The organism is Mycobacterium sp., assembly GCF_035633495.1.
Lineage (GTDB): Bacteria > Actinomycetota > Actinomycetes > Mycobacteriales > Mycobacteriaceae > Mycobacterium.
In genome coordinates, this window is the sequence record NZ_DASQEU010000113.1 from 1 (window position 1) to 8,751 (window position 8,751).

At 68.4% G+C, this 8,751-nt stretch carries 10 protein-coding genes; 3 read left to right on the plus strand and 7 right to left on the minus strand.

What is annotated here, in order from left to right:
- Positions 1 to 75: 75 nt before the first annotated feature.
- Complete coding sequence (locus VET27_RS17215; protein WP_526520252.1) at positions 76 to 1,695, minus strand: ABC-F family ATP-binding cassette domain-containing protein; 1,620 nt, start codon at positions 1,693 to 1,695, stop codon at positions 76 to 78.
- Between the two features lie 144 nt (positions 1,696 to 1,839).
- Positions 1,840 to 2,907, minus strand: a complete 1,068-nt coding sequence (dapE, locus tag VET27_RS17220; protein ID WP_526520254.1) for a succinyl-diaminopimelate desuccinylase — start codon at positions 2,905 to 2,907, stop codon at positions 1,840 to 1,842.
- A 34-nt stretch (positions 2,908 to 2,941) separates the two neighbouring features.
- On the opposite strand from dapE, the gene dapD reads away from it, so the two are divergent.
- Positions 2,942 to 3,904, plus strand: coding sequence for a 2,3,4,5-tetrahydropyridine-2,6-dicarboxylate N-succinyltransferase (gene dapD, locus VET27_RS17225; RefSeq protein WP_526520256.1), 963 nt, complete (start codon positions 2,942 to 2,944; stop codon positions 3,902 to 3,904).
- A 3-nt stretch (positions 3,905 to 3,907) separates the two neighbouring features.
- On the opposite strand, the gene VET27_RS17230 is transcribed toward dapD, so the two are convergent.
- The 4 genes from VET27_RS17230 to VET27_RS17245 form a co-directional block, all read right to left on the minus strand.
- On the minus strand, positions 3,908 to 4,129 hold the full coding sequence (locus VET27_RS17230) for a hypothetical protein (RefSeq protein WP_526520258.1): 222 nt from the start codon (positions 4,127 to 4,129) through the stop codon (positions 3,908 to 3,910).
- Positions 4,126 to 4,932 (minus strand): glycoside hydrolase family 27 protein, encoded by an 807-nt coding sequence (locus tag VET27_RS17235; protein ID WP_526520260.1) that lies wholly within the window; start codon positions 4,930 to 4,932, stop codon positions 4,126 to 4,128. The genes VET27_RS17230 and VET27_RS17235 overlap by 4 nt, the downstream gene beginning before the upstream one ends.
- Positions 4,933 to 5,179: 247 nt before the next feature.
- Positions 5,180 to 5,524, minus strand: coding sequence for a VOC family protein (locus VET27_RS17240; protein ID WP_526520262.1), 345 nt, complete (start codon positions 5,522 to 5,524; stop codon positions 5,180 to 5,182).
- On the minus strand, positions 5,521 to 6,921 hold the full coding sequence (locus VET27_RS17245) for an AMP-binding protein (RefSeq protein ID WP_526520264.1): 1,401 nt from the start codon (positions 6,919 to 6,921) through the stop codon (positions 5,521 to 5,523). The genes VET27_RS17240 and VET27_RS17245 overlap by 4 nt, the downstream gene beginning before the upstream one ends.
- A gap of 36 nt (positions 6,922 to 6,957) precedes the next feature.
- On the opposite strand from VET27_RS17245, the gene VET27_RS17250 reads away from it, so the two are divergent.
- Together VET27_RS17250 and VET27_RS17255 are read left to right on the plus strand one after the other, a co-directional pair.
- Positions 6,958 to 7,524: an NUDIX domain-containing protein gene (locus tag VET27_RS17250; RefSeq protein WP_526520266.1), complete on the plus strand. Its 567-nt coding sequence runs from the start codon at positions 6,958 to 6,960 to the stop codon at positions 7,522 to 7,524.
- Positions 7,521 to 8,360: an endo alpha-1,4 polygalactosaminidase gene (locus VET27_RS17255; protein ID WP_526520268.1), complete on the plus strand. Its 840-nt coding sequence runs from the start codon at positions 7,521 to 7,523 to the stop codon at positions 8,358 to 8,360. Before VET27_RS17250 ends, VET27_RS17255 begins: the two co-directional genes overlap by 4 nt.
- A gap of 25 nt (positions 8,361 to 8,385) precedes the next feature.
- On the opposite strand, the gene VET27_RS17260 is transcribed toward VET27_RS17255, so the two are convergent.
- The coding region (locus VET27_RS17260) for a proline dehydrogenase family protein (protein ID WP_526520270.1) at positions 8,386 to 8,751 on the minus strand (366 nt) is incomplete at its 5' end.

Below are 8,751 nucleotides of genomic sequence, written 5' to 3' on the forward strand. Positions count from 1 at the left end.
TGGCAGGGCTCCCGTGCCGCCACCCGCAGCGGAACGTCCACAGCCCGCACAGACCCGCCCGCAGCAGTTCCCGCTCTAAACCAGCACCCCGTCGGCCAGCCGGAGCCGGCGCACGCCAATCGCTTCCAGAAAGCTCTCGTCGTGACTGATCGCGACGAAAGCACCCCGATACGCGTTCAATGCCGACGCCAACTGCCCCACGCTGACCAGATCGAGATTGTTCGTCGGCTCGTCGAGCAGTAGCAACTGCGGCGCCGGTTCGGCGTTGAGCACGCAGACCAGCGTCGCCCGCAACCGTTCCCCACCTGACAGCGCCGCCACCGGCAGGTGGACGTGATCGCCGCGAAAGAGGCACTGCGCCAACAGATGCATGCGGCGGGTGTGCGTCAGGCTCGGGGCGGAGGTAGCGAGACTTTCCGCGACGGTGCGATCGGGATAGAGCAGGTCGAGCCGCTGCGATAGGTAGGCGATGCGACCGTCGGCCCGCTGCACGGCACCGCGCGACGGTTGCAGGTCGCCGTTGACGATCCGCAGCAGCGTCGACTTGCCCGCCCCGTTGGCTCCGGTCAACGCAATGCGTTCCGGTCCGCGGATGTCCATGTCGATCCCGTTGTCCGCGAACAGCTCTCGACCACCGACGCGGATCCGAAGACTGCGCGCGGTGAGGACCTTACGACCCCCGGGCACGTCGGTGTCGGGCAGGTCGAGCACGATCGCGTCGTCTTCACGCAGCGCGCGTTCGGCCTGATCGAGTCTGGTCCTCGCGTCGTCGACCCTCTTGGCGTGCACGTCGTCGGACTTGGCGGCCGTCTCCTGGGCGTCGCACTTGAGCTTGCCCGCCACGATCTTCGGCAGACCGGCATCCTTGACGTTGCGGGCGGCGGTGCTCGAGCGTTTCGCCGCGCGTTCGCGGGCCTGCTGCATCTGTCGCTTCTCGCGCTTCAGCAGCTGTTCGGCGCTGCGGATATCAGACCCAGCGGATCGCCGAGCCGCATCGACCGCGTTCTCGTAGTCGGTGAAAGCCCCTCCGTAGAAGACGATCTCACCGCGATACAGCTCGGCGATGCGGTCCATCCGGTCGAGCAGCGCCCGGTCGTGGCTGACGACGAGAAAGGTGCCGGCGAAGTCGTCGAGTGCGGCGTAGAGCCGTTGCCCAGCGTCAACGTCGAGGTTGTTGGTCGGCTCGTCGAGCAGCAGTACGTCGGGCCGCCGTAGCAGTTGCGCGGCCAGACCCACCGAAACCACCTCCCCACCGCCAAGAGAGCCCAATGGCCGATCCATCGCCAGGTCGGCCAGGTTCAACCGGTCGAGTTGGGCACGCAGTCGCTCCTCGACGTCCCAATCGTCACCGATGGTGGCGAACACCGCCTCCGACGCGTCACCGGCGGCCAGCGCGTCGAGTGTCGCGATGATGGGCGCGACACCGAGGACGTCGGCGACGGTCCGGTCGGCTCCGACGCCCGAGAAGGGCAGCGACTGCGGCAGATAGGCCACGGTTCCATCGACGACGACGCGCCCCGCGGTGGGGCGGAACTCTCCCACGATGAGTTTGAGCAAGGTGCTCTTGCCCGCACCGTTGGGTGCTACGAGGCCGGTGCGGCCGCCGGGGACCGTGAAGGACAGGTCGACGAACAGCGGAGTGTCGTCGGGCCAGTTGAAGGACAGATGCGAGGAGACGATGGAAACGCAGGACATGCGAGAGATCTCTCGGTGAATCCGCGGCACCGAGCCGCAGCATGGAGGGGTACGAATGGCTCCGGCTATCCGGAGATGTCGTCACCCAGCATGTTTGCGGCCCACCTCGTGTCGATTCGACGTTCTCGGACCATGTTAGCGGCGTCAGTCAACGAGATATTTGCGGAGCATCTCGGTGGCGGCGGTGATCTGGGTGACGTCCACGCGTTCGTCGACGCGGTGTGCCATGTTCGGGTCGCCGGGGCCGTAGTTGACCGCGGGGATGCCGAGCGCGGCGAAGCGCGCGACGTCGGTCCAGCCGTACTTGGCGCGCACCTGCCCGCCGGCCGCCTGCACGAGCGCGGCGGCCGCCGGCTTCGTCAGCCCGGGGAGTGCTCCCGCGGCGGCGTCGGTCTGTTCGACGTCGACGTCGAGTCCGTCGAGCACCTCGTGGACATGGGCGACGGCCTGCTCGACGCTGCGGTCGGGTGCGAACCGGAAGTTCACCGTCACCGCCGCGGCGTCGGGAATGACGTTGCCCGCAATGCCGCCGTCGATCCGAACCGCCGACAGCCCTTCGCGGTAGGTGCAGCCGTCGATGTCGACGTTGCGCGGCCGGTAGGACGACAACCGGTCGAGCACTGGCCCAAGCTTGTGAATGGCGTTGTCGCCCAACCACGGTCGCGCAGAATGCGCCCGAGTTCCGGACGCTCGGACGACCACGCGAATGGTGCCCTGACAGCCGGCCTCGACGTAGCCGCCCGAGGGTTCGCCGAGGATCGCGACGTCCGCCTGCAGCCAGTCGGGAAGCTCGCGTTCGATGCGGCCGAGACCGTTGGCACTGGACTCGATCTCCTCGCAGTCGTACATCACCAGCGTGATGTCGTGCGAGGGCTCGGCGATGGTGGCGGCCAGATGCAGGAAGACCGCGTCACCGGACTTCATGTCCGAGGTGCCGCAGCCGAACAGTTCGCTGCCCACGAGGCGGCTGGGCACGTTGTCCGCGGCAGGGACGGTGTCGATGTGGCCGGCGAGCAGCACGCGCGACGGTCGGCCGAAGTTGGTGCGTGCCAGTACGGCGTGGCCGTTGCGGACGATCTCGTATCCCGTGGTCTGTGCGCGCAGCGCGGCCTCGACCTCGTCGGCGATGCGCTGCTCGTGCCGCGACTCGCTGGGGATGTCCACCAGCGCAGCCGTCAGCGCGATCGGATCGGCGCGTAAGTCGAGGCCCACAACCGCCAACGGTAGTCCAGTAACGTTTGGCGGCGTGACTTCAGCATCAGGCGTCGGCGTGGCCACCATCGCGGCCGACGGGACGATTCTCGACACGTGGTTCCCCGAGCCGGAACTGTCCACCGACGACTCGGGAGTCGTCGCAGGCACGAACCGGCTCTCGGTGGCCGAGGTGACCGAGGTGACCGACGACCTCGCCGCGTTGACCGGCCGCGACGACGAACGCGACGTCGAGACGGTCATCGTGCGCACCACGATCGCCTCGCTCGACGACAAGCCCGCCGATGCGTTCGACGCCTACCTGCGCCTGCACCTGCTTTCGCACCGACTGATCGCCCCGCACGGCGCCAACATGGACGGCGTCTTCGGGGTGCTGGCCAACGTGGTGTGGACGAACTTCGGACCGTGCACGGTCGACGGATTCGAGTTGACCCGCGCCAGATTGCGGCGGCGCGGTCCGGTGACCGTATACGGCATCGACAAGTTCCCCCGGATGGTCGACTACGTGGTACCGGCCGGCGTTCGGATCGCCGACGCGGACCGGGTGCGACTCGGAGCGCACCTGGCGGCGGGGACGACGGTCATGCACGAGGGCTTCGTGAACTTCAACGCGGGCACCCTCGGCACCTCGATGGTCGAGGGCCGGATCTCCGCGGGCGTGGTGGTCGACGACGGCTCCGACATCGGCGGCGGTGCATCGATCATGGGGACCCTGTCCGGTGGCGGCAAGGAGGTCATCTCGGTGGGCAAGCGCTGTCTGCTGGGCGCCAACTCCGGGCTCGGCATCTCCCTCGGCGATGACTGTGTGATCGAGGCGGGCCTGTACGTGACCGGCGGCACCAAGGTGACCACGCCCGACGGTCAGACCGTCAAGGCCCGGGATCTGTCCGGAGCGAACAACCTTCTGTTCCGGCGGAATTCGGTGTCCGGGGCGGTCGAGGTGGTGTCGCGCGACGGCTCCGGCATCACGCTCAACGAGGCGCTGCACGCGAACTGACGCCTATCGGCATCGCGACACCCGCATCATCGCGACGCCATGCGCCTGCACCGTCTGCCCGACGTCACCGCGCGTCGTGGTCTCGGTGTGCGCCCACAGGTCACGCACGGTGTCACAGTCGGTACCCGACAGGCCGATCGCGTGCGCATCGGTGTGTATCGCGAGGGGCGTGGCGCCGGTGTTGAACAACGCCACTGCCACCGAACCGTCGGCCCGCGGCTTCACGATGACCCGCCGATCGTCGAGCTGGGCAGACCCTGCAGCACCAACCCATCCTGATCGACCGCGATGACGTCGCGGTTCGTCAGGATGGCCCGGGTCCCCTCGTCCATCGACCGCACGTCGTCGCCCGCCAGCAGCGGCGCGGCCAGCATCGCCCACAACGAGAAGTGTGCGCGCTGTTCGACATCCGTCAGGTCGGCCCGCTGCGGTCCCAGCGACATCGTGGGGCGACCTCGGGTGAACTCCGACCACCGGATGCCGACCACCAGCATGTCCGGGTCGTTGACGTGCTTCGGGCCGTCGTGCGGAGCGACGGGACCGGCTGCGGCGAACGCCTGACTGACGCCGGCCAGGCCTTCTGCCCACAGGTCCTCGTCGCCCCAGGCGGGCACCAGGTCCATCGCGTTGCGACTGATGTCGGCGATGTGGGACCAGTCGTACTCGGATCCTGCTTCGGGATCGCAAGAGCTGTTGGGGTTGATGCTGTAGAGGATGCGACGACCGCTGTTGCGCAACGCATCCCGCATCGCCGCGAAGTACTTCACTTGTTCGGTGTGTCCGGCGTCCAGCCGACACCAGTCGTACTTGAGGTAGTCGACACCCCAGGCGGCGAAGGTGCGTGCGTCGGCCTGCGCGTGACCGGCACCGCCGATCCGCGGGTCCTGCCCGCACCCCTGGTTGAACGGGCTGTGATAGACGCCGAGGTCCATGCCGCGGTCGTGCGCGTAGGCCGCCAGTGCGGCGATGGTGTCCTCGACGGTCTGCTCGGTAAGGGGGATGCCGGAGTTCCACGAGTTCCACCCCATCGGTGGGGTCTGCGACGGGCGCGACTCGGGGGCAGGCGCTGCACGCGGCCAGCACGCCGACGCAGACCAGCAAGCCCCACAACCGACGCACGCGGCCATCTTGACACCGCGATCCGTGGGTGGGGATCGGTTCTCCTGTGGGACCGTCAGCGCATTTGCGTCAATCGACGAGTGCGAGCGTGCGCGAACTGCCATCACCGAACGGCGGGTCGCCCTCCGACACGCACGCTCGCGCAGGGAGAGCGAGTCAGTCCTCGGCCGATAGCACGCAGAACTCGTTGCCCTCGGGATCGGCCAGCACCACCCAGGATTCGTCACCCTGACCGATGTCGACGTGGCGGGCGCCCATCCCGATGAGGCGGTCCACCTCGGCCTGCTGATCGTCCGGCGTGAAGTCGAAGTGGATGCGGTTCTTGACGGTCTTGCCCTCTGGGACCGTGAGGAACAACCAGTCCGGACCCGCAGTCGCACGCAGGATGACGTCGCCGTCGTCGGTGGTCTCGGCAGGCCAGCCGAGCGCGTCGGCCCACCACTGGCCGAGTGCGTGGATGTCAGCCGCGTCGATGCACACCTCGGTGAACCGCAACGTCATGTCAGCAGCTCCTTCTTCAGAACCTTGCCCATCGCGTTGCGGGGTAGGGCCGCCACGATGCGCACCTCACGCGGCCGCTTGTGCGTCGAAAGCTGTTGAACGACATGGTCGATCAACTCCTGCGGGGCGGCTGAGCCGACGACGAAGGCCACGATCCGCTGGCCGAGGTCGGCGTCGGGCACCCCGACAACCGCCACCTCGACGACACCCGCGTGCCTCAGCAGCACCGTTTCGATCTCCCCGGCGCCGATGCGGTAGCCGCCGGACTTGATGAGGTCGACCGACTCCCGCCCGACGATGCGGTGCATGCCGTCGACGTCGATGACGGCGACGTCCCCGGTGCGGTACCACCCGTCAGCGTCGAGGACGTCGGCCGTGGCGTCGGGCCGGTTGAGATAGCCGTCGAACAGCATCGGCCCGCGAACCTCAAGCCGCCCAATGGTTTCCCCGTCATGCGGTGCCGGCGTGCCGTCGTCGTCGGCCAGCCTCGTCTGCACCCCGTCGAGCGGAACCCCGACCCAGCCGGGACGACGTTCGCCGCCTGCCAGGGTGCTGAGCGTGATCAGAGACTCGGTGCTGCCGTAACGCTCCACGGGTGCCTGGCCGGTCAAGCGCACGATCTCGTCGAACACCGGAACCGGCAGCGGAGCGCTCCCCGACACCAACAGTCGCGCCGACGACAGCGCCAGTGCCGCCTCGAGGTCACCGACGATCCGAGACCACACCGTCGGAACGCCGAAGTATAGCGAACCGCCCGCCTCCGCGTAGGCGGCTGGCGTCGGTTTCCCCGTGTGTACGAAGCGATTTCCGATCCGCAGCGACCCGAGCAGCCCGAGGATCAGTCCGTGCACGTGGAACAGCGGCAGGCCGTGAACCAGGGTGTCATCCGGCGTCCACGCCCACGCGGTGGCCAGCGCGTCGATGTCCGCGGCGATCGCCCGCCGACTGATCAGCACGCCCTTGGGCGGACCCGTCGTACCGGAGGTGTAGACGATCATCGCGGTGGCGTCCGGTGAGGGTTCGGTGTAGCGGTGCCACGACCGCGCGTGTAGACGCACCGGAACGTGCGGCAGCCCCTCGGGTTCGGCGGGCACGTCGCCCAACCACGCCACCGCGCCGGAGTCGGTGAGGATGTGGCGGCGCTCCGCGGCCCCTACGTCGGCGGAAACCGGGACGACGGGGACGCCCGCGATCAGGCAGCCGGTGACGGCGAGCACCGTCGCTGCGGTGGGGGTGGCGAGGACGGCGACGCGGCCCACACCTGCGACGCGTTCGGCCACCGAGGTCGCCGCACCGACGAGGTCGCTGCGGCTCAGCGTCGCGCCGTCGATGCGCACCGCGTCCGCGACGTCGTGACCGGCAGCGACGGCCGAGGGGTTCAGCGAAGCCAGCAGCACGTGAGCGAGGCTACCGCGAGACGGGATACTGAACGGGTGGATCCCATCGAACGCGTCGGCACGCGCGAGGTGTACCGGAATGCCTGGATGATCGTTCGGGAGGACGACATCCGCAGGCCGGACGGCAGCGTCGGCATCTACGGCGTCATCGACAAACCGACCTATGCCCTGGTCATCGCCAGGGATGGCGAACGTTTCCGGCTCGTCGAGCAGTTCCGCTATCCGATCGGGTTGCGGCGATGGGAGTTTCCGCAGGGGACCGCGCCAGGGACGCGGGACGGTGACGAGCCGTCACCCGCCGACCTCGCCGCCGGCGAACTGCGTGAGGAGACCGGTTTGCGTGCCGAGTCGATGCTGGTGCTCGGCCAACTCGACGTCGCGCCGGGGATGAGCAGCCAGCGCGGTTGGGTGTTCCTGGCGACCGGGATCACCGAAGGTGACCACGAGCGCGAGCACGAAGAGCAGGACATGCGCAGCGAGTGGTTCACCGGCTCGCAGATCGACCAGATGATCGTCGACGGCGCCATCACCGACGCACAGACCCTCGCCGCCTGGACGCTCCTGCGGCTACGCGGGCACCCCACCCTTTCTGCCGAGGCATGACCAGCGCGGCGGCCGGTCGGTCACTGCTGGCCGCCGCGGCGCTGGTGACCGCCTGCTCGGCCGCCGCTCCTTCGGCCGAGGTCCAATTGCCGCCCGTCACCGGGTCATTCGACTATCAACTGGGCGGAGTCGACGACACCGTCGGGTTGGCGGTGGTCGCCCGCGATGCCGCCGAGGAGCCGATGCCAGGGGCTTACAACGTCTGCTACGTGAATGGATTTCAGTCGCAGCCCGGCGAAGGCGACCGCTGGCTGCAGAGGTACGGGCAGGCGGTGCTGCGCGACGCCGACGGGATGCCCGTCACCGACCCCGACTGGCCCGCCGAATACGTGCTCGATCCATCAACCGAGGCCCAGCGAGAGGTCATCCTCGGCGCTCTCGGACCGCTGATCTCCGATTGTGCGGACAAGGGTTTCGATGCCGTCGAGATCGACAACTTCGACACCTTCACGCGGTTCTCCGATCCCGCGACCGGCCGTATCGAGGAGGCGGGCGCGATCGACCTCGCGCGCTCCTTTGCCGCACTCGCCCACGGCCATGGTCTGGCGATCGGCCAGAAGAACGCCGCAGAATCGACCGGCACGGGTCGCCGCGACGTCGGCTTCGACTTCGCCGTCGCCGAAGAGTGCGCCGCGTACCGCGAGTGCGATCGCTACGGGCAGGTGTACGGGCCGCGCGTTCTGCAGATCGAGTACACCGACAACCTGCCTGCACCCTTCGGCGAAGTCTGCGACTCGCCCGACCGTGCCCCCCTGACGATCCTGCGAGACCGCAACCTCGTCGCCCACGGTGCCGCCGGCTACGCGTACGAACAATGCCCGTGGGGTCTGCGCTGAGCCAGAACCGACGTCTGATGTGCGCTCAGTGTCGCCGCTCGGCCAACGCCCGCAGGAAGAACGTCAGGTTCGCGGGCCGCTCGGCGAGACGACGCACGAAGTACCCGTACCACTGGGTGCCGAACGGCACGTACACCCTGACGTGGTTGCCCTCGTCGGCAAGCCTGCGCTGCTCGGCGTCGCGAATGCCGTACAGCATCTGGTATTCGAAGTCGTCGACGCCCCTGGCGAATTCGCGGGCCATGGCGGGCACCGCGTCGATGATCGCCGGGTCGTGCGAGGCCACCATCGGGTATCCCTCCCCTGCCATCAGCACGCGCAGGCACCGCAGATAGGACTCGGTGACCTCGTCACCACCGCGGTACGCCACCGAGGCGGGTTCGTCGTAGGC